The following is a 20,655-nucleotide window of genomic DNA, read 5'->3' on the forward strand; positions in this document are numbered from 1 at the left end:
AATGAAAATGCTAGAGATCAAAGACCTAAAAGCCAGCATCGGCGAAACCGAAATCCTTCGCGGCCTGAGTCTGAACGTAAACGCCGGCGAAGTGCATGCCATAATGGGACCCAATGGTTCCGGCAAGAGCACGCTCGCGCAGGTCATTGCCGGTCACCAGGACTACCTGGTTACCGGCGGCAGCGTGCGTTTTAACGGCAAAGACCTGCTCGATCTGGATCCGGAAATTCGCGCCCGTGAAGGCGTTTTCCTTGGCTTCCAGTACCCGGTGGAAATACCCGGCGTCAACAATGCGTATTTATTGAAAGCCGCTGTCAATGCTCGCCGCAAACACAACGGTGAGAACGAAATCGACGCTTTCGAGTTCATGCAGCTGGCCAAAGCGAAGATGAAGCTGATGGACATGGATCCCAGCTTCCTGAAACGCGGCGTTAACGAAGGCTTTTCCGGCGGTGAGAAAAAGCGCAATGAAATTCTGCAGATGGCGATGCTGGAACCCCAGCTCGCCATACTGGATGAAACCGATTCCGGTCTCGATATCGACGCGTTGAAAGCCGTGGCCGGCGGGGTCAATGCGCTACGCAACCCCGAGCGCGCAATCATCCTCGTCACCCACTACCAACGCCTGCTTGACTACATAGAACCCGACTTCGTGCACGTGCTTTCGCAAGGCAAGATCGTGCGCTCCGGCGACAAATCGCTGGCATTGAAACTCGAAGAACAAGGGTACGACTGGGTCCGTGAGGCTGCCAGCGCATGAACGAGCTCCAGTTAAATCGGGCCTTGCTCGAAAAAGCGCAATCGGCGTTGCCCGATGATGCGCTGCGAGCAGTGCGCGAGAACGCGCTGAGCGAATTTGTGCGTCAGGGGATTCCCACCACGCGAGACGAAGACTGGCGTTACACCAACCTGAGCAACGCCACGAAACTCAGTGAGCAATGGCTCGAATCGATCGCTGCCAATGCCGCAACCGGCGTGCATGGCAAGGCGGAATTGCCGGCCATAGACGCCTATCCATTGCTGGTCAGCAACGGGCAAGTGGATGACGCCATGTTCGCGGCGGTACAAAGCGCGACCAACGGCGTGCTGCAATTGCGCCGACTGCGCGACGCCGCTGACCAAGTCTCCGCCGACGGGCCGATGGATGCCTTTAACGCGGCATTGCTGCAGGATGGTTTGCATATCACGGTTGCTGCCGGCCAGACGCTCGACAAGCCATTGGCTATTTTCATTGCGGATGGCGGACCCGCTGCAAGCCAGACCCGTCTCGTCATTCAGGTTGCGGACAATGCCAGCATCGATATCGTCGAGTACCATACCAACGGCACGCCTGACGAACACTTTGCGAACACAGTGACGCAGTTGGGGCTGGCCGCAGGCGCGCGTGCGAACATTGTCAGGGTACAGAACCGCAACAGCGCGCAGTCACAGGTTGGCAAGTTGAACGCGAAAGTGCAGCGGGACGCGACGCTCGACTACGCCTCTGTCGATCTGGGTGGCAGCATGATTCGCCAGGACGTGGTCGCTGACATTACCGGCACCGGCGCTTTGGTCAGTCTGCACGGCCTCTATCTCGCGACCGACAAGCAGTTCATCGACAATCACACGCGAGTTGACCATCGAGTCGGCCCGGCAAACAGCCGGGAGGAATACCGCGGGATTCTGAATGGACGCGCGCGCTGCGTATTCAATGGCAAGGCTGTCGTCCACAAGGGTGCTGACGGCACGGACGCACAGCAGGCCAACCACAACCTGCTCTTGTCCGACAAAGCGGAAGTGGATACCAAGCCGGAGCTCGAAATCTACGCCGAAGATGTCAAATGCAGTCACGGTGCGACGGTCGGTCAACTGGACAAGACAGCCCTGTTCTATATGCAATCGCGGGGCCTGGATCGCGAGCAAGCAGCGCACTTGCTAACCCGGGCGTTCGCCGCACAAATTCTCGCAAAGCTGCCGATCAAGTCGCTGCATGCGCACATTGAAACTCTGGTCGACGCAAAACTGGATGTTTTGCTGGAGGATGCAAGCCAGTGAGTGCTACCAGTCCTGTAGGCAATACCGCTGCCGATTCGCGCCCTATGACCGACTATCGGGCGGATTTCCCGGCGCTGACGCAGAACATCAATGGCCACCCGTTGGTGTATCTCGACAGTGCGGCATCATCGCAGCAACCCGCCGTCAGCATAGACGCCATGACGGAATACCAGCGATACAGCCATGCCAACGTACACCGTGGTGTACACACGCTGAGTCACCGTGCCACAGACATTTACGAGGGTGCCCGCGACGCCGTCAAAGCGTTCATCAACGCCCGCAGCCGCAGTGAAATTGTCTATACGAGCGGCACAACGGAAGCGATCAACCTGGTTGCACAGAGTTACGCCCGACCGGACTTGCAAGCAGGAGACCGGATTGTAATAAGCCATCTCGAGCACCACTCCAACATCGTTCCGTGGCAGATGGTTTGCGAACAGACCGGCGCTGAACTGGTTGTTGCGCCGATTAACGAACGCGGCGAAGTGATACTCGAGCAACTCTACGCGCTGCTTGATGAGCGGGTCAAACTGCTGGCGATCAGCTACGTTTCAAACGCACTGGGCACGGTCAATCCCGTCCAGGAAATCATCGCAGAAGCACATCGCCGGGAGATACCCGTGCTGATCGACGGCGCGCAGGCAGTACCGCACGTCGCGCTCGATATGCAGGCTCTGGACGCTGACTTTTTCGCGTTCTCGGGGCACAAGATGTTCGCCCCGACCGGCATCGGCATCTTGTACGCGAAAGAACGCCTGCTGGAAAAAATGCCGCCGTGGAAAGGCGGCGGCGACATGATCCTTGAGGTCAGTTTCGACGGCACCAGCTACAACGAACTGCCGTATAAATTTGAAGCAGGCACGCCCAACATCGCGGCTGCAGCCGGCCTTGGTGCAAGTATTAGCTACCTGCAGTCAATTGGTATGCAGCGCATTGCCGAATACGAAGCGCGTCTGTTGGACTACATGACGACGGCCCTGCAAGACATCGAAGGCATCCGGCTGATCGGAACAGCCGCGAACAAAGCCAGTGTTCAATCGTTCTTGCTGGATGACATTCACCCGCACGATCTCGGCACTATCCTTGATCATCAGGGCGTTGCGATCCGCACCGGCCACCATTGCGCCATGCCGGTCATGCAACTGTACGGTATACCGGGAACCGCTCGCGCATCGCTTGGCTTTTACAACAATCAGGACGATATAGACCGGCTCGCGGAGGGATTGCTGAAAGCTCGGGAGATGTTTGCAGGGTGACCAGCGACAGCAGCGAACTGCGCGACCTTTACCGTGAACTGATCCTGGATCACGCGCGGAATCCCCGGCATTTCGGTGAACTACCAAACGCCACGCACCAGGCTGACGGGGTCAATCCGTTGTGCGGCGACAAGCTGCACCTGTACATGGAAATTCTCGATGACGGGATAATCGGCAATGCGGCGTTTAACGGCACGGGCTGTGCCATTTCAATGGCTTCAGCCTCGTTATTGACCGACACCGTCGTCGGACTCGACAAGAATACGGCGCTTGCGTACTTTGCAACGCTCGTTAGTCGCCTGACCGGCGATGGCAAGCAATCGACAGACGCCACTATAGACCTTGGCAAGCTGCGTGCATTGGAAGGCGTGCGTGATTATCCCTCTCGGGTAAAATGCGCCACGCTGGCATGGCACGCATTGCACTCCGCGCTTAACAGCGAAACGCAGACAGTAACAACCGAGTAGCCGCAGAATGTTTGGACACACCAATGAGCCCTTCACGCTCGAAAGAGACGTCAACGCCATCATCATTCCGGCTGGCGAGACGATAATCCTGCGCGAAACCACTACAGGTTTCATCACCCAGGCTTTGGGTGGCAGCTTCACAGTTTATGTTGAAGGCAACCTGTTCCGTATCGCCGGCATAGATGCCGATGCGCTGGGCAAAGAACCGGTCGAACCTCCCTCAGTACCTGCCGACGCCACAGACAAAGACATAGAAGATGTCATTTGGCAGCAACTGCGAACCTGCTACGATCCGGAAATTCCGGTGGACATCGTCAACCTTGGCCTCGTCTATCGCTGTGAAGTCAGCAAGCGGCCCGATGGCCAACGTTCGGTTGCTGTCGACATGACCCTGACCGCACCTGGCTGCGGCATGGGCGAGGTACTCGTGCAGGATGCTCAGGATAAAATCGCCATAATCCCGACGGTAGCGGACGTTCATGTCGAGCTGGTTTTTGATCCGCCGTGGAATCAAAGCATGATGTCCGACGAAGCTCGTCTGCAAACAGGTTTGATGTAGGGAAAAGTCAGTCGCAATGAAGACGCTTACGATACTGCGCCATGCCAAATCCAGCTGGGAATCAAACAGCGTCGCCGACAGCGACCGGCCGCTCGATCCGCGCGGCGAACGCGATGCGCCCATGATGGCGAAGCGTATTCAGGACGCCGGAATCCGCCCGTCCCTGATGATCAGCAGCCCTGCCGTACGCGCATGGAGCACAGCGAAAGTCGTCGCACGTAAACTGAATTACCCGCTGGAGTTCCTGCAACGGGAGCACGATCTCTACCTCGCGTCGAAAAGCCGCTTGCTGGAAGTCATTGCCAAACAGGATGAAGGCTTCAACAACATGATGCTGGTCGGCCACAATCCGGGGCTGACGGACCTTGCCAATTACCTCATTCCCGATCTCACCGGCAATTTGCCGACTTGTGCTGTCGTATCGATAAGCATCGATATCGAACACTGGGACTTGCGAGCCGAATGCAGCAAGGAACTGTTGATCTACGATTACCCTAAAAAATCACGCCGCTAGACTGCTGCACCAAACGCACATCAGCACTCCGGCACATTGACCGCAAGACCGCCGCGTGAGGTTTCCTTGTAAATGGTCGACATATCGATACCGGTCTGCCGCATCGTGGCAATCACCTGATCGAGCGAGACCTTGTGCGTGCCATCACCGTGTTTGGCCAAACGTGCCGCATTAATGGCCTTTAGCGCGCCCATGGCGTTGCGTTCGATACACGGGATCTGCACCAGGCCACCGATCGGATCACAGGTAAGGCCCAGGTTGTGCTCCATACCGATCTCGGCAGCGTTCTCGATCTGCTGATTGCTGCCGTTCAGCGCGGCTACCAGGCCGCCTGCCGCCATTGAGCAGGCAACCCCTACCTCGCCCTGGCAACCCATCTCCGCACCCGATATCGACGCGTTGATTTTGTACAGAATCCCGATCGCGCCGGCCGTCAACAAGAAGCGTTCAATGCCCGCATGTGTCGCGCTCGGCACCAGCTCATTGTAGTAATGCAAAACTGCAGGGATGATGCCGGCGGCACCGTTGGTCGGTGACGTAACCACCCGGCCACCGGCCGCGTTCTCTTCATTGACAGCGATGGCCCAGGCATTGATCCAGTCCATCGTGTCAAGGCCACCGCCGTCGCTGCGTTCCTGCAGCGTGCGATGCAACTTTGGCGCGCGCCGCAGCACGGACATCTTGCCCGGCAACACACCTTCTGTGATCAGGCCGCGTTGCACACAACTGCGCATTGCCTGCCATATTGCTTCAAGACGTTCCTTGATTTCCTGCTCGGAGCGCCAGTGCCGTTCGTTCCGCAGCATCAGCTCGGGAATGCTGATTCCGGCATCGGCGGCGAGCCCGAGCAAGGTTGCGGCATCGGTAAACGGATAAGGAGGCTCACCTTCCTGCGCGGTTGATTCCGGTTCATCGCCACGAACGACGAACCCGCCACCGACCGAGTACCAGTCTTCACTTAATCGTTGCGTACCCGCTTGATCGCAGGCAGTGAAGCGCATGCCATTCGTATGCCGCGGCAGTTCGTCTTCGAAATCAAAAACGAGGTCCTTCTCCGGATCAAAATCGAGCGCACCGACACCCGGCACATGCAGGCGCCGCTTGGCATGAATATGCCGCAGCGTCGGTTCCATGGTATCCGGGTCTATGCTGGCCGGATGCTCGCCGCTCAGTCCCAGCAGCACAGCCGAGTCAGTGCCGTGCCCGCGGCCGGTGTAAGCCAATGAACCGTACAAACGCACATTGATGCTTGTCACCTCAAAGGAAGCGGCAGCCAGCGTTTGCGCAAACTCAAACGCCGCTTTCATTGGACCGACCGTGTGCGAGCTGGAAGGCCCTACACCTATCTTGAAAATATCGAAAACACTGATTTCAGCCATGAGGCTCGCCTTTTGTTTCGTTCAGGACTCTGACAGTGACAACAAACCCGCGTTGCCGCCAACGGCGGCAACGTTGTTGCTAACCGCGTACTCGGTGCCGAACCGTGGTAAATAGTTGGGCCCGCCCGCCTTCGGCCCCGTGCCGGACAGACCACGCCCACCGAACGGCTGCGAACCGACAATGGCGCCGATCATATTGCGATTGATGTAAATATTGCCTGCGCCGGATTGCTTCACGAAAGCCTTTGCGCGGGCACCGATCCTACTGTGCAGCCCCATCGTCAAACCGAATCCGGTCGCATTGACGGCCGCGATCGTTTCCGCCAGCTTGCGGCGCGGATAGCGATAAACATGCAGCACGGGCCCGAACACTTCTTTTTTTAGTTGATCGATGCTGCTTATCTCGATAGCCACCGGTGCGAAATAGGTGCCTGAACTTGCCGCAGCGGGCAATCGACACTGACGTATCACTGACGCTACATGACTGATGTCGTCAAGATGAGCCTGCAGTCCTGCACGCGCGGCATCATCGATGGTCGGTCCAATATCAGTTGCCAGGTCGCCGGGATCGCCAATCACCAACTCCTGCATGGCACCTTGCAGGAGCGCGATGACTCGCGGTGCGATATCTTCCTGCACACATAGAATACGCAACGCGGAACAACGCTGACCGGCAGCGTTGAAGGCGGACGCCACGCAATCATCAACAACCTGTTCCGGCAAAGCGGAGCTGTCTACAAACATCGCGTTCTGACCACCCGTCTCAGCGATCAGCACGGCAATCGGACCCTCGCGCTGTGCAAGCGTACGGTTGATCAATCGCGCCGTATCCGTCGAGCCGGTAAAGGCGACGCCAGCAACCCGCGGATCGGCAACAGCGTGCCCTCCTATCCCGGCACCATCGCCCGGCAGAAAATGCAGAATGTCGTGCGGCACGCCCGCTTCCAGCAACAACTGCACCGCCTTGAACGCGATCAGCGGGGTCTGTTCGGCCGGCTTCGCCAAGACCGCATTACCGGCCGCCAGTGCCGCAGCCACCTGCCCGGTAAAGATGGCCAGCGGGAAATTCCAGGGACTGATACAAACGAACACGCCGCGCCCGCGCATACCTAGCTCGTTGCTTTCACCCGTCGGGCCGGGCAACACCTGGGTTGCGCCAAAGTGTTGCCGCGCCTGCTGTGCGTAGTAACGCAGAAAATCGACGGCTTCACGCAATTCCGAGATTGAATCCGGAATGGTCTTGCCGGCCTCGCGTACGCACAAGGCCAGCAATTGCGCCGTATCGCGTTCATAGAGGTCGGCAGCACGCTCCAGTATCGCCGCACGTTGCTCGATGTTCATCGCATCCCACGCAGGCTGTGCGGCCACCGCGAGATCGAGCGCCTTGTCGACCGCCGCTGGCGTCGCCTGCTTGCAATGCCCGACAACCTGGGCGTTGTTGGCCGGATTAACTGAAACAACCGGTACCCCATCCTGCAGCTGGCCGCCAACCATGGCGGCCGCGGACATCGGTGCTGACTCCTCCGCTTGCATTGCCTTCAGCAATGCCGAGGTGGCATCGCGATCTGCCAGATTGTGTCCGGCGGAATTACGGCGCTTATCACCAAACAAGCCACTGGGTGACGGTATCCCGGAATGCGGCTGGAACCCTTTTGCCTGCGCCAGTGCCACCGGGTCGGTAACAATATCCTCGACCGCGACGCTCTCGTCGACTATCCGGTTGACGAAAGAGGTATTCGCGCCGTTTTCCAACAGGCGGCGTACAAGGTAGGGCAACAGGTCTTCATGACTGCCGACCGGCGCATACACCCGGCAGGGCTTGTTGTACTTGTCGGGGTCGGTAACTTCGTCATACAGCTCTTCACCCATGCCGTGTAAACGTTGAAACTCAAAATCACCACGATCACCGGCAATATGCAGAATGCTCGCAAGCGTGTGCGCATTGTGCGTTGCAAACTGCGAGTAGAGTTGCGTACCCGCTGCGAACATCTGCCGGGCGCAGGCAAGATAGGAGACATCAGTGTGCGACTTGCGGGTAAATACCGGGTAGCTGCCAAGACCCAGTTCCTGTGCGCGCTTTATCTCCGTGTCCCAATAAGCGCCCTTGACCAGCCGCACCGGAATACGTCGTCCATGTTCTCCGGCGAGACCGGCAACGAACCGTAATACGTCCGTTGCGCGTCGTTGGTAAGCCTGCACGGCAAGACCCAGCCCTTGATAGTCGGTCAGACGTTTGTCGCGATACACCGCGGCAAAAACATCCAGCGACAATTCGAGCCGATCCGCTTCCTCGGCATCGACAGTTAACGCAATGCCTGCCTGACGCGCTTTCGTCGCGAGTTCGGCAAGCACCGGCACCAACTCGTTCATTACCCGTTTGTGCTGAGTGTATTCGTAACGCGGGTGAAGTGCCGACAGCTTCACCGAAATACTCGGCGCGCTGAAAATGTTTTCGTCCGCTGTACTCTCGCCAATTGTTGCAATAGCCCTGCTGTACGATTCGAAATAACGTTCAGCATCAATGGCGGTCAACGCCGCCTCCCCTAGCATGTCAAACGAATACCGGTAGCGGGCATTGTCTTTCTTGAGCGACCGTTTGATCGCCTCAGTGATACTGCGACCCATTACGAACTGATGTCCCATGATGCGCATCGCCTGACGCATGGCAGCCCGCACCACCGGCTCACCGGCACTACTCGCCAACTTGCCCAGATAGTGAGCCGGATTGCGCTTCGCGGCGTCTTCGACTTTCAGTATCTTGCCCGTCAGCATCAAGCCCCAGGTCGATGCGTTGACGAACAGCGAGTCGCTGGCACCAATATGATCTTGCCAGCGCGCCGCGGTAATTTTATCGGCGATCAACCGATCTGCAGTATCGGCATCGGGAATGCGCAGCAACGCCTCTGCGATACACATCAGCAACACGCCTTCCTCGGACGACAAATCGTACTGCTGAAGAAAGGCATCAATCCCGCCGTCATTGGCTGAATGCCGACGCACGGCTTCGACCAGAGTGGTTGCTGTTGCCTGAATCTGAGCGCGACCCGCCTCACCGGCGTCGGCCTCCGCCGCCAATCGATTGAGCAGCGCCGCCTCGTCTGCGAGGTACAACTTGCTGACCTTGCCAAGCGGATGCGTACTGGCCGAACCTTGTTCAGTGAACTTCATAGCGTGATCGTCCGTGGCAACAAAATGTCATTGCTAAGCGGGTGAAGGATGCCCAGAGCGGCACACCTGAGTGTAGCCGCTCGATACTGCGCATAAAAGTGACTGCAATGTTTACTCGCCACGGTTGCGCTGCCGTAGCAATCGCCGTGTGTGCTTGTCGGGTCTGCCATCTGTCACAGGCATCTGGCGCCGGTCGCTGCTGATCTGGCGTCGCAATGCGTCACGTTGCGCCACCACGTCGGAATCCTCGCTATAGCAGGCGGACATTTCGCTGGCCGGACCGCGGCGCGCCGGAATGGCGACCACCTCAAACTTCCAAGGCAGCTGGTTCTTGACGAGCTCAATACTGTCTCCAGCCGCTGCTTTTTGGCCTGGTCGCGCCCGTACACCGTTGATGCGCACGTGCCCGCCCGCGACCGCCTGCCCTGCCAGCGTGCGGGTTTTGTAGAAGCGTGTGAACCAGAGCCAACGGTCAATTCGTAGCCCTGCCCGCGTATTCGTCTGCATTAGCGGCTCTGTACCATGGTTGCGCCCTGATATACTTTGCTGCCTTTGGCGAAAGAGAGCAATCCCGTGTCAATTACCTTGCTGGACCAACTGGCGACACAGACTGAAGCCCTCAAAGGCGAGGGCCTGTACAAACAGGAACGGTACATTACCGGACCGCAACAAGCCGACATCAAAGTCGCGCTCAACGGCAGCGAAGCAGAAGTCATAAATCTGTGCGCGAACAACTACCTCGGCCTTGCCAATCACCCCGCCATCATCGAAGCCGCTCACAAGGCACTGGACGAGTTTGGCTACGGTATGGCATCCGTACGGTTTATTTGCGGCACGCAGACGATACACAAGGAGCTGGAACGCCGAATCAGCGCGTACCTCGGTACCGAAGACACCATACTGTACCCGTCCTGTTTCGATGCCAATGGCGGTTTGTTTGAAACCCTGCTGGACGACAAAGATGCCGTTATCAGCGACGCACTGAATCACGCCAGCATTATTGACGGTATCCGGCTCAGCAAGGCCAGCCGCTTCCGTTACCAGAACAACGACATGGACGACCTTGAGTCGCAGCTGAAAAGCGCGGCTGGCAGCCGGCATCGCCTGATCGTCAGCGACGGCGTGTTTTCGATGGACGGAACCATTGCCAACCTGAAAGGTATTTGTGACCTCGCCGACAAATACAACGCGGTTACCATGATTGACGATTGCCATGCGACCGGGTTTCTGGGCGCCACCGGTCGCGGCACGCATGAACACTGCGACGTAATGGGCCGTGTCGACATCATTACCGGCACACTCGGCAAGGCATTGGGCGGCGCATCCGGTGGCTACACCTCCGGCCGCAAGGAAATTATCGGCTGGCTGCGGCAGCGTTCGCGCCCGTACCTGTTCTCGAATTCCGTTGCACCGGCCATCGCCGCCACCTCCATTGCTGTGCTGGATCTCCTTGAAAAGGACGACAGCCTGCGACGCCGACTGCACGACAACGCGCGTTACTTCCGACAGGAAATGTCGGCACTCGGCTTTGATCTCAAACCCGGGGAACACCCCATCGTTCCGGTGATGCTTGGCGATGCAAAACTCGCAACAACCATGGCCGACAAGCTCCTGGAGCACGGTGTCTACGTGGTCGGTTTTGCGTTCCCCGTCGTACCCAGAGGCCAGGCCAGGATCCGCACTCAGATGTCAGCAGGCCTGGAGCGTTCGCACCTGGAGAAAGCCGTTGCTGCTTTTGCAACGGTCGGCCGCGAACTTGGCGTAATCGAACAGGGACAATGATGAAAGCACTGGTCAAGGCAAGAGCTGAACGGGGTATCTGGATGGAAGACATTCAGAAACCAGAGATTGGCCACAACGATGTCCTGATTCGGGTGCGACGCACCGCGATCTGCGGCACCGACATTCATATATTTCAGTGGGACGACTGGGCCCGCAAGACCATTCCGGTACCTATTGCGGTAGGCCATGAATTCTGTGGCGAGGTTGTCGAATTCGGCAGCGAGGTCGTGGGCTTCGAGGCCGGTGACCGGGTTTCCGCGGAAGGCCACATCACCTGCGGCGTCTGTCGCAATTGCCGCGCCGGCCGACGACACTTGTGCATGAATACCAGCGGAGTGGGCGTTAATCGAGCAGGCGCCTTTGCGGAGTATATTGCCGTCCCCGCCTTCAATGTCTTCAAGCTGTCCGATGCCATTACCGATGACATGGCCGCTGTGCTGGACCCTTTGGGCAATGCAACCCATACCGCGTTGTCTTTTGATCTGGTCGGCGAAGACGTCCTGATCACGGGTGCGGGCCCGATCGGCATAATGGCGGTCGCTATCGCCCGCTACGCCGGCGCTCGTCACGTGGTGATTACCGACATCAACGACTACCGCCTTGAACTGGCAAGCAAGCTGGGCGCCACCCGGGCCTTGAATGTCACCCGTGATTCGCTGGACGACGCCATGCGGGAACTTGGCATGACCGAGGGCTTTGACATCGGCATGGAGATGTCCGGCAACCCGCTCGCGTTTACTGATCTGCTGCGAACCATGCACCACGGTGGCAAGGTCGCCCTCCTCGGCATCCCGCCCGAGAAAACCGCGATAGACTGGAATCAGGTCATATTCAAAGGGCTGGTCCTTAAAGGCATCTATGGCCGCGAGATGTTCGAAACCTGGTACAAGATGTCGAGCATGCTGCAAAGCGGCCTGAGCATCGAACCGATCATCACTCATCGCTACGCGGCCGATGACTATCAGGAAGCATTCGAGCTGATGGAATCCGGCCAGTCCGGAAAAATCATTCTTGACTGGACCACCTGAACCGCCTGGTCGCTAGTGGCTGTGCTGCCTGTACTGGAAACACCGCGGCTCATCCTGCGCAGCTTTGTGCCTGAGGATGCCGCCGCGGTAACCGAGCTTGCTGCCGACCGCAGGATCGCCGACACCACCCTGAACATTCCTCACCCGTACGATCTGCGTATGGCGGAAGAGTGGATAGGCACGCATGCGCAACGACTGGCCAACGGCGAGCAAGCGGCCTTCGCGGTGACACTCAAGAGCAATCTTGCACTGATCGGCGCCGTTAGCCTCGGTATCGAGCGGCGCTTTCGGCGCGCCAATCTGGGCTACTGGATTGGTGTTCCCTGGTGGCATCAGGGCTACGCCACGGAAGCCGCACGCGTTGTGGTTGACTTCGGATTTGCGGAGTGCCGGCTGCACCGGGTGCACGCTGTCCACCTGCCACGCAACCCGGCATCCGGCAGGGTCCTGCAAAAAATAGGCATGCAACAGGAAGGTGTGCAGCGCGAGCACACCTGCAAAAATGATGTTTACGAAGATCTCGTCTTATACGGTGTGTTGCAACGGCAATGGCAAACCGACAAAGACTACAGCTGACTGCGGCCTAGTCGAACCTGCAAAGGCAGTGCGCGTACACGCCGCGCGGGTCGTTGAATCGCGTCAACGGTCGCAGCGTGGACTCGACCAGCGTAGCAAGACGGCGCACCGCCGTTGGCTCACTCCGGAAGTCAGCAATATCCACTCCTATCGCCTGGGCGCCGCCCAGAAACTGCAACGCCAGCATTTCCGCAGGGCTTAGATCCGGTTCATAGAACTGCAGGCTGTAGTCACCTTCCGCCAGGGACGCAAGTTCCGCGGCAACGGATACCGCGTATTCAAAGTCGCCGATTTCGTCAATCAGTCCATTGTCCAGGGCATCGCGCCCGGTCCATATCTGGCCCTGGGCAACGCGGTCGACTGCTTCTTTACGCATGCCACGGTGGTCTGCAACGTAGCCAATGAACTGGTCATAACCGTCATCGACAGTTGCTTGCGCAATACGTTTCGACTCGTCGGTCATTTCCCGGTCAGCTCTCGAGGTTCCGGCCAACGCACTGGTCCCCACGCCATCGGTGTAAATGCCCAAGGCGGCCAGCGAACGCTGAAACGTCGGGTACATGCCGAAAATGCCGATTGACCCGGTAATGGTCGCTTCAGAGGCGACGATCCGGTCTGCGGCCATCGATATCCAGTAGCCACCCGACGCCGCGGAGCTACTAAGCGACGCCACCACCGGCTTGCCGGCGGCCTTCAGCGCCAGCACTTCGTGCCGGATGATTTCTGAAGCGAAGCTGCTACCGCCAGGGCTGTCCACCCGCAGCAGCACGGCTTTGATTTCGTCATCCAAGCGCGCGCGCATCAGCAGTTCGGCAGTAGACTCGCCGCCGATGGTACCGGGCGGCTGATAGCCATTAAGTATTTCTCCGGAGGCCACAACGACCGCAATCTTGTTCGCCGAATCATTCACCGAATCCAGCAAGCGCATCTGCGCGACATAGTCTCCGAGTCCCGCGGCCTGGTAGCCCAGCGCACTCTCGTCATCGCGTCCGGCTAACGATGCAATCCGTTCGCGCAATTGTTGTCGTGTCAGCTGAGCGTCCACCAGTCCGGCAGCCACTGCGAGGCTCGCGACGGTGTTGCCCGGTTGCTCCAGATCCTCTGCAAGACTGGCCACCCACTCATCCAGGCCATCCGCCGGTATACCGCGAGCCGTGCTTACCCCGTCTTTGTAGAGCCCCCAGAGCTGGCCAAGAATCCGGCTCATCGAACTGCGGTCCTCGTCAGACATATCGTTCCGCGTATACGGTTCAACGAACGACTTGTGGGTACCTACCCGGAATACGTTCCAGTCGATCTTCAGTTTGTCGATGGCGTCTTTGAAATAGTTGCTGTACACACCATATCCTTGCAGGCCGAGGTAGCCCTGTGGGTGTATGTACACCTCATCAGCATGTGCTGCGAGGTAATAGGCCGTCTGACTGAAATAGTCCGCGTGGGCGATTACCAGCTTGCCTGACTCGCGAAACGTCACCAATGCATCAGCAATCCGCCGTGCTTTACTAAGCCCGCCACCACCGAGTCCGCCCAGGTCAAGAACCACCACTTTGATTCGTGGGTCATCCGCAGCGTAGTCGAGAGCGGCAACCACATCGCGAACCAGAACCTGCGGTGCCACGTCATCCATCAGTTCCGCAAGAGCGCGATCAAACGGATCGCCCTCAAGCTGCTCAACCAGATTACCGTACAACGGAATTTGCAGGGCCGCCTTGGCCGGCAATGACGGTGCACTCGAGGTCAATGCGGCGACAATTATGGAAAAGACAAACAGCAGCACAATCAAGTGCAGGACTTTGCGCACGCCATCGATGGCACGCCAGATTGCAGCAAGACCCCGTACCAGTACGTTGCGATCAGACACGGAAAATTCTCCTGACACTCAATATTGCCGACCCTGCGAACAGTGCTCGAATCAAAGAAGCAACAACGACAGATCGGACCAGTAAGTAATGATGAGCACCGACAGCATGAGGATCAGCAGGAACGGAAAGGTCGCTGCATAGACCGTCATAATCGGCTTTTCGAAACGATAGCTGGCGATGAACAGGTTCAAACCCACGGGTGGCGTCAGGTAACCCAGCTGCATCGCCGCAAGAAAGACAATACCAAGATGCACTTCATTGATGCCGTACTGCGACGCTATAGGCAGTATCAGCGGCACTACCAGAACAATCGCTGAAAAGATGTCGAGTATGGCCCCGAGTACCAGCAGGAATACCAGTAGCAATGCGAGAAAGCTGGCCGGACTCGACACGAGTTCGGTCACTATCGACAACAGTTTCTGCGGCACGCCTGCATCGATCATGTAATTGGTTGAGGCCAGCGATACGCCCAGAATGATAAGGATACCGCCTACCAGCAGCATCGATTCGCGCATGACTTCAGGCAATTTTCCGAACGAAATTTCGCGCAGAATGAGAACTTCCACGATCAGTACATACAGTGCCGTAATTGCAGCGGCTTCCGACACGGCAAAGTAGCCCGAATAAATGCCGCCGAGCACAACCACCGGTAACGGCAGCTCCCATTTGGACTCCCATAATGCGCCGCCAACTTCCTTCATGGAGAACGATGCCAATGGTTTGCGATTGGCGCGGTTTACCCACAGGCTCCAGCCGGACAACATGGCGAGCATTAGCAACCCCGGCAAGACTCCGGCGCGAAACAGATCATCAATCGATACTTCGGCGACGATGCCGTACAGAATCAATGGTAACGACGGTGCGAACAGGAGCCCCAGACTGCCAGAGGTTGTCACCAGCCCCAGGTTGAAATTGTCAGGGTAGCCGTCCTGACGCAATGCCGGATAAAGAATGGCACCGAGTGCGATGATCGTCACGCCGGACGCCCCTGTAAACGCCGTAAAGAACGCACAAGCCGCGAGTGACACCAGTGCAAGACCACCGGGCATCCAGCCCAACAAGGCGCCTGTAAGTCGAACCAGTCGCCGAGGCGCATTGCTCTCGCTCAACAGATAACCGGCAAATGTGAACAAGGGGATTGCCGACAGAAACGGCATGCTCGCAATGCCGAGCACTTCGATGGCAATCGCCATCAGGTCGATACCTTCGCGATAATAGCCAAGCATGGCACTGCCCGCGATCACCGCGAACAACGGCGCGCCAATGACCGCAAGTATCACCAGCAATACGCTTAACGCCATCATTGTTGGGGACTCGCGACAAGCATGGCACGTATGAGTTGTAGCGCTTCGTGCAACATCGACAACAGAAAGCGGTAACTCATCAGGCCGAACGCAATCGGTACTATGCTGTGCGCAACCCAGGCGGGCGTATCCACCAGAACGGTATCGCCAAATTCATGCGACAGTTGCACGAAACGAAACGACTGCCATGCCAGCAGGCCACAAATGCCAGCCGCAAAGCCTTCGGCGATGAACATCGGCAGTCGCGCCAAACGTTTCGGCATGAAGTGTGAAAGAACATCAATGCGCAGATGGCGCCCGCTGCGGCTGGCCGCTATAGACGCAATGAGCGCAATCCACAAGACCATCAGCTTCAACAGTTCGTCTACCCAGACGAAACCAGCGCTGAAGAATATCCGCATGATGATCTGGCCGACGGCCAGCAACATCAGGCCACCCAACAACAACACCAAAGCGGCGTTTTCAGCTGCAGTGCCCCAGCGCTCCAGCCGCCCAAGCAGGGCGCGCGGTCGATCAGGCATCAGCGCGACCCGATGCTCGCTGTACCCGATTCTTCGGTGCTGCTATCGGAAGACATACCTGCGGCTTCGCCATTTTTCTCCCGGTAATCACGTAAGTGTTGCTGCATCTCATCCAGCAATTCCGTGGAGAACATGCCGCGTTCCGCCATGTCGCGATTATTCTCGCGCATAATCGCGCGGATCTTTTCGAACTCACCATCGCGCGGCTCGACATTTTCCAGACCGACGTTTAACAATGCGTCGAGTGCGTTTTCTGAATCGGCAGCGCTTGCATCGTCCACAGTTGCGTAAATGCGTGTCAGGACATCGTCGACGACTTGCCGGTCATCCGCAGACAACTTGGCCAATGCCCGATCACTGATAGCCATGAAGCCCATCGCGTACAGAACCGGCAACTGGGTTACGAACTTGACTTTGGTATGCCACTGCAACGCAAGAGCAACCACCGGTGGGATCGCCACGATATCGATCAGGCCGGTTTGCAGACCGGTCAGAACGTCCGTCATTGGCAACGCTACCGGCGACAGCTGCAAAGCCTTCATCGCCTCGTAACTGATCAGATCACCTTCGGGTAACCAGACTTTCTTGCCTTTCAGATCGTCGTAACTGCTCACCGGTGTGTTGGACATGACAATCGCAAAACCACCGCTGGCAAACCCGAATGTATCGAAGCCCAATTTATCGAAACCGGACGCCAGCTTCTCGTCCATGAAACCGCGCACGTAGGCAACTTCATCTGCGGTCTTGAACACGAACGGCAAACCGTAAATATTCAGATCCGGGAAACGTTTTTGAAAATCAGTTGGTGCGAATGTGCCGCCGTGTAACTGACCGATTTGAATCTTGCGGAGCACTTTGCTCTCGTTGCCCTGCACACCGCCGGAGTAGAACTTCAGCTGGACCCGGCCTTCAGTGCGTTCACGAATTTCTTTGGCCCCGGCGCGGAATTCGCTCATCCATTGCGAGTTTTCCGGCGCCAGCGTTGCGATTTTGATCTGCGTGGTTTGCGCAGTAGCAGCAGTGCCGACCATCAAGGCCAGTATGGCTAACAATTTGGCCATCGGGTTACGCATCAGCTTCCTCCGTTGCGGCAACTGTGTATCGATCGTTGCCGATTAAAAATAGTCGTCAGCGCTTTCGAGCAGCGCCGCAGCATCCTGCTGTGCCAACACATTCGTTAGTGTAAATCCATCGACCACAGGATCCGCTGCCAGGACTTCCTGCAGCAATCGATCATGCAGGTCGCGATCGTACATCAGTCGCGCATAGCCCCGCGCGAATTCGAGTTTAACCCCAAGATCCGCGCCGCCGGTCAGTTCCACAGCACGTTCGAAATACGCCCGGCCCTCTTCCGGCTTGCCGCCCAGAGCGGGGGGCCGCAAGGTCGCCAGAATGCCCAGGTAACTGTAGACCGACGCAGCCGCCGTCGGTTCGCCAATATCGAGGTAGCGGGTCAGCATTGCCTCCATGTGCGGCAGCTCCGCCAGCGCATTCCAGTCGTCGCTGTGCGCACGTATCCAGGCAAGCGATGCCACCGAGTAGGCCAGCAGGTATTCCGCGTTGCGCGGCTTCAGCTCGTCCAGAGTCTGTTCAAAGGCCTCAAAGTCCATCTCCCGCCAATTGCAGGACGGTGCGAAGCTCAGGCAGAGGGCTTTGCCGCCATAACTGCGTGCCCGTTCGGTCAGGCGGGCTGAGCGGCCCGGCTCGGTCGCGAACACAGCGCCGTACGAGGCATACAACTGCGCGGCAGCGGCCAGTACATCGGGATTCTCAGGGTTGCCCTCGATGAAGCTGTCGAGCAACAACAGGTAGGACGGTGCGCCATCGCGCACGGTTTGCGGGTCGTTTTGATTGAGAACGGCGGCGCTGAGATTGTCAGAAAAATTGCTCGCGGCTGAAGAAACCAGCGATGCACAACCCGCCAGCGACAAGGTCAGCGAGAGCAGCAGGCCGCGAAGATAGAGTGACGATTGATTGATCATGGCTCGATTGACCTCATTGGCAGGAATGAGTTCGGGTCATCAACCCCGGGCCACCATGATGCCGGTTGCCAGCGAGGCCGGGATACACCGTGCTATGGCTGAAACCACAGCACGGCGATAACTCCGGTCGCAAAGCGAACTAGATCTTTTCCTTGATACGCGCAGCCTTGCCAGTGCGTCCGCGCAGGTAGTAGAGCTTCGCGCGACGTACGTCACCACGACGCTTCACTTCGATCGCGTTTACCACCGGGCTGTAGGTCTGGAATACGCGCTCGACGCCTTCACCATGAGAGATCTTGCGAACCGTGAATGACGAGTTGAGACCACGATTGCGCTTGGCAATGACGATGCCTTCAAACGCCTGCAGACGCTCACGCTCGCCCTCTTTAACCCGTACTTGAACGACTACGGTATCGCCCGGTGCAAAATCAGGGATTTCCCGGGTGATCTGTTCGTTTTCGATCGCTTCGATTACTTTGCTCATCGTTCTCTACCTGCCGGCTTCAACGCCGCGTGTTTATTTTCAACAGAAACCGGACATTAATCGTCCGCTGTGTCCTGCTGCCGTAAATACTCATCGAGCAATGTTTGTTGCTCGTCCGTTAACTTCAGCCTCGCCAATAAGTCAGGCCGTCTGATATAGCTGCGCCCGAGTGCCTGCTGGTGTCGCCAGCGCGCGATACGGGCATGGTCGCCAGACAGCAGTACCTCCGGTACTCGTCGCCCATCGACCTGTTCGGGTCTCGTGTAATGAGGACAATCCAGCAAGCCCTCCATAAACGAGTCCTGTGCCGCTGACTCGTCATCCCCCAACACGCCGGGCAACAACCTGACAACCGCATCAATCACTGCCATGGCAGCGATTTCACCACCACTCAGCACGAAATCACCGAGCGACAGCTCTTCATCAACACAAGCATCGACTACTCGCTCGTCGATGCCCTCGTAGCGCCCTGCCAGCAATACCATGCCAGGCAAAGCTGCCAGCCTGCTTGCTACGGCCTGATCAAAGACCTGACCTTGCGGCGACAACCCGATAACAGGACTGTCGGCCGGCAATGCGGCTTTGGCCGCACCAATGGCCGCAGCCAGTGGCCCAAACTTCATCACCATGCCGGGACCGCCGCCGTAAGGGCGATCATCGACAGTGCGGTGTGTGTCGTCGGCAAAGTCCCGCGGGTTCTGCAGCCCCAGCGACAAAAGCCCCCGGGTCGCTGCCCGGCCCACCACGCCGTACTCCGACACTGTATTCACCATCTCGGGAAACAAACTGACGACCTGTATCTGCACCGTTCAGTCCCATTCCCAATCGACGCTGATCAGCTTCTTATCCAGATCAACATCGAGTACAAATTTTCGCATTACGAACGGGATCAAAGTTTCCCGCTCACCGCGCACGACCATGACGTCGTGTTCGCCGGTCGCCAGCATGTAGGCGACCTGACCCAGCACTTTGCCATCCAGCCGCTGTACCGTCAGACCCTCCAGGTCAGACCAGTAATAGTGTCCATCACCGGGGTCCGGCATTTGCTCGCGCGGAACACCCATTTCGGCACCGCGGTACAGCAACGCTTCATCGCGGTCCGTCACCCCTTCAAGACGTGCTACCAGGGATTTCCCCTGTGGCCGTCCTTCTGCCAACCGCGCAGCTCGCCATTCACCGTCCTGCCGCAGATAAAAGTCGCGGTAGTCCAGCAGCGCATCACGCGGCTCCGTGTAGGAATTTAGCCTGACCCAGCCACGCACTCCCCAGGGGGCGCCGATCTGGCCAAGAACGATCAGTTGCCGGTCCTGCACGTGGCTACTGCTCTGTGCACCGGCCATTACCCGACCAGCGTGCCGGGCAATGCCTTAGCTAGCGGCCAGTGCCTTGCGGCTGGCCTTGAGCAGCGCTGCAACGCGCTCCGACGGCTTCGCGCCTTGTCCCAGCCAGAAGTCCACGCGCTCGAGATCGATGCGCAGGTTCTCTTCTTTTTCGGTACCGACCGGATTGAAAAACCCGACCCGCTCGATGTAGCGGCCATCCCGACGGTTGCGGCTGTCGGTGACTACGAGGTGATAAAACGGCCGTTTTTTCGCACCAGCGCGTGAAAGTCGAATACTTACCATTACAATTCCGTTAAAAGTTCAAGACAGGCAGACATGCCTACGCTCGGGCCCGGCCCGAGTAAAGCGCGCATTGTACGCATTTCAGCGGGAATGTGAAGCAATTCTGGCGCTTAC

Annotated in this window: 21 protein-coding genes; 9 read left to right on the forward strand and 12 right to left on the reverse strand. The window is 57.9% G+C overall.

The window, feature by feature from the left end; genetic code table 11:
* Nucleotides 1–7 precede the first annotated feature (7 nt).
* The 6 genes from sufC to BA177_RS10605 are packed head-to-tail and all read left to right on the forward strand — an operon-like array spanning nucleotide 8 to nucleotide 4,830.
* Nucleotides 8–760 (forward strand): Fe-S cluster assembly ATPase SufC, encoded by a 753-nt coding sequence (sufC, locus tag BA177_RS10580; RefSeq protein ID WP_068619211.1) that lies wholly within the window; start codon nucleotides 8–10, stop codon nucleotides 758–760.
* Complete coding sequence (gene sufD / locus BA177_RS10585; protein WP_068616076.1) at nucleotides 757–2,034, forward strand: Fe-S cluster assembly protein SufD; 1,278 nt, start codon at nucleotides 757–759, stop codon at nucleotides 2,032–2,034. The genes sufC and sufD overlap by 4 nt, the downstream gene beginning before the upstream one ends.
* 44 nt (nucleotides 2,035–2,078) lie before the next feature.
* Entirely contained in the window at nucleotides 2,079–3,290 is a 1,212-nt protein-coding gene (locus BA177_RS10590) for an aminotransferase class V-fold PLP-dependent enzyme (protein WP_068619212.1), read from the forward strand.
* A complete protein-coding gene (gene sufU / locus BA177_RS10595; protein ID WP_068616078.1) occupies nucleotides 3,287–3,757 on the forward strand; it encodes a Fe-S cluster assembly sulfur transfer protein SufU in 471 nt (156 codons plus the stop codon). The genes BA177_RS10590 and sufU overlap by 4 nt, the downstream gene beginning before the upstream one ends.
* 7 nt (nucleotides 3,758–3,764) lie before the next feature.
* The gene (gene sufT, locus BA177_RS10600; protein ID WP_068616080.1) at nucleotides 3,765–4,316 is read left to right on the forward strand and encodes a putative Fe-S cluster assembly protein SufT; all 552 of its coding nucleotides are present in this window, start codon (nucleotides 3,765–3,767) and stop codon (nucleotides 4,314–4,316) included.
* Between the two features lie 16 nt (nucleotides 4,317–4,332).
* Nucleotides 4,333–4,830, forward strand: a complete 498-nt coding sequence (locus BA177_RS10605) for a SixA phosphatase family protein (protein ID WP_068616082.1) — start codon at nucleotides 4,333–4,335, stop codon at nucleotides 4,828–4,830.
* A gap of 20 nt (nucleotides 4,831–4,850) precedes the next feature.
* On the opposite strand, the gene BA177_RS10610 is transcribed toward BA177_RS10605, so the two are convergent.
* The 3 genes from BA177_RS10610 to BA177_RS10620 all read right to left on the reverse strand — a co-directional run bounded on the left by BA177_RS10610 (nucleotide 4,851) and on the right by BA177_RS10620 (nucleotide 9,884).
* Complete coding sequence (locus BA177_RS10610; RefSeq protein WP_068616083.1) at nucleotides 4,851–6,209, reverse strand: L-serine ammonia-lyase; 1,359 nt, start codon at nucleotides 6,207–6,209, stop codon at nucleotides 4,851–4,853.
* A gap of 21 nt (nucleotides 6,210–6,230) precedes the next feature.
* Nucleotides 6,231–9,377: a bifunctional proline dehydrogenase/L-glutamate gamma-semialdehyde dehydrogenase PutA gene (putA, locus tag BA177_RS10615; protein ID WP_068616085.1), complete on the reverse strand. Its 3,147-nt coding sequence runs from the start codon at nucleotides 9,375–9,377 to the stop codon at nucleotides 6,231–6,233.
* 111 nt (nucleotides 9,378–9,488) lie between these two features.
* On the reverse strand, nucleotides 9,489–9,884 hold the full coding sequence (locus BA177_RS10620; RefSeq protein ID WP_068616087.1) for an RNA-binding S4 domain-containing protein: 396 nt from the start codon (nucleotides 9,882–9,884) through the stop codon (nucleotides 9,489–9,491).
* Nucleotides 9,885–9,950: 66 nt separating this feature from the next.
* On the opposite strand from BA177_RS10620, the gene kbl reads away from it, so the two are divergent.
* From kbl to BA177_RS10635, 3 genes are read left to right on the forward strand one after another with little or no spacing between them, the layout of a single operon-like run.
* Nucleotides 9,951–11,159 (forward strand): glycine C-acetyltransferase, encoded by a 1,209-nt coding sequence (gene kbl / locus BA177_RS10625; protein ID WP_068619213.1) that lies wholly within the window; start codon nucleotides 9,951–9,953, stop codon nucleotides 11,157–11,159.
* Nucleotides 11,159–12,187, forward strand: coding sequence for an L-threonine 3-dehydrogenase (gene tdh, locus BA177_RS10630; protein WP_068616089.1), 1,029 nt, complete (start codon nucleotides 11,159–11,161; stop codon nucleotides 12,185–12,187). Before kbl ends, tdh begins: the two co-directional genes overlap by 1 nt.
* A 21-nt stretch (nucleotides 12,188–12,208) precedes the next feature.
* Nucleotides 12,209–12,763, forward strand: a complete 555-nt coding sequence (locus BA177_RS10635; RefSeq protein ID WP_197492981.1) for a GNAT family N-acetyltransferase — start codon at nucleotides 12,209–12,211, stop codon at nucleotides 12,761–12,763.
* A 7-nt stretch (nucleotides 12,764–12,770) separates the two neighbouring features.
* On the opposite strand, the gene sppA is transcribed toward BA177_RS10635, so the two are convergent.
* From sppA to rpsP, 9 genes are all read right to left on the reverse strand, one after another.
* Complete coding sequence (sppA, locus tag BA177_RS10640) at nucleotides 12,771–14,624, reverse strand: signal peptide peptidase SppA (RefSeq protein WP_197492982.1); 1,854 nt, start codon at nucleotides 14,622–14,624, stop codon at nucleotides 12,771–12,773.
* 51 nt (nucleotides 14,625–14,675) lie between these two features.
* Nucleotides 14,676–15,926, reverse strand: a complete 1,251-nt coding sequence (locus BA177_RS10645; RefSeq protein ID WP_068619215.1) for a TRAP transporter large permease — start codon at nucleotides 15,924–15,926, stop codon at nucleotides 14,676–14,678.
* Entirely contained in the window at nucleotides 15,926–16,450 is a 525-nt protein-coding gene (locus BA177_RS10650) for a TRAP transporter small permease (RefSeq protein ID WP_068616093.1), read from the reverse strand. Before BA177_RS10650 ends, BA177_RS10645 begins: the two co-directional genes overlap by 1 nt.
* On the reverse strand, nucleotides 16,450–17,523 hold the full coding sequence (dctP, locus tag BA177_RS10655) for a TRAP transporter substrate-binding protein DctP (protein WP_082990039.1): 1,074 nt from the start codon (nucleotides 17,521–17,523) through the stop codon (nucleotides 16,450–16,452). The genes BA177_RS10650 and dctP overlap by 1 nt, the downstream gene beginning before the upstream one ends.
* A gap of 42 nt (nucleotides 17,524–17,565) precedes the next feature.
* The gene (locus BA177_RS10660; RefSeq protein WP_082990040.1) at nucleotides 17,566–18,432 is read right to left on the reverse strand and encodes a TRAP transporter TatT component family protein; all 867 of its coding nucleotides are present in this window, start codon (nucleotides 18,430–18,432) and stop codon (nucleotides 17,566–17,568) included.
* 139 nt (nucleotides 18,433–18,571) lie between these two features.
* Nucleotides 18,572–18,916 carry a 50S ribosomal protein L19 gene (gene rplS / locus BA177_RS10665; RefSeq protein ID WP_068616097.1) on the reverse strand — a complete coding sequence of 115 codons (345 nt, stop codon included), beginning with the start codon at nucleotides 18,914–18,916 and terminating at the stop codon, nucleotides 18,572–18,574.
* 56 nt (nucleotides 18,917–18,972) lie between these two features.
* Entirely contained in the window at nucleotides 18,973–19,722 is a 750-nt protein-coding gene (trmD, locus tag BA177_RS10670; RefSeq protein ID WP_068616100.1) for a tRNA (guanosine(37)-N1)-methyltransferase TrmD, read from the reverse strand.
* A gap of 3 nt (nucleotides 19,723–19,725) precedes the next feature.
* Nucleotides 19,726–20,229, reverse strand: a complete 504-nt coding sequence (rimM, locus tag BA177_RS10675; protein ID WP_231892431.1) for a ribosome maturation factor RimM — start codon at nucleotides 20,227–20,229, stop codon at nucleotides 19,726–19,728.
* A 54-nt stretch (nucleotides 20,230–20,283) separates the two neighbouring features.
* Nucleotides 20,284–20,541, reverse strand: a complete 258-nt coding sequence (rpsP, locus tag BA177_RS10680) for a 30S ribosomal protein S16 (protein ID WP_068616105.1) — start codon at nucleotides 20,539–20,541, stop codon at nucleotides 20,284–20,286.
* Nucleotides 20,542–20,655: the final 114 nt, after the last annotated feature.

The organism is Woeseia oceani (assembly GCF_001677435.1).
In the GTDB taxonomy this organism is placed as follows: domain Bacteria; phylum Pseudomonadota; class Gammaproteobacteria; order Steroidobacterales; family Woeseiaceae; genus Woeseia; species Woeseia oceani.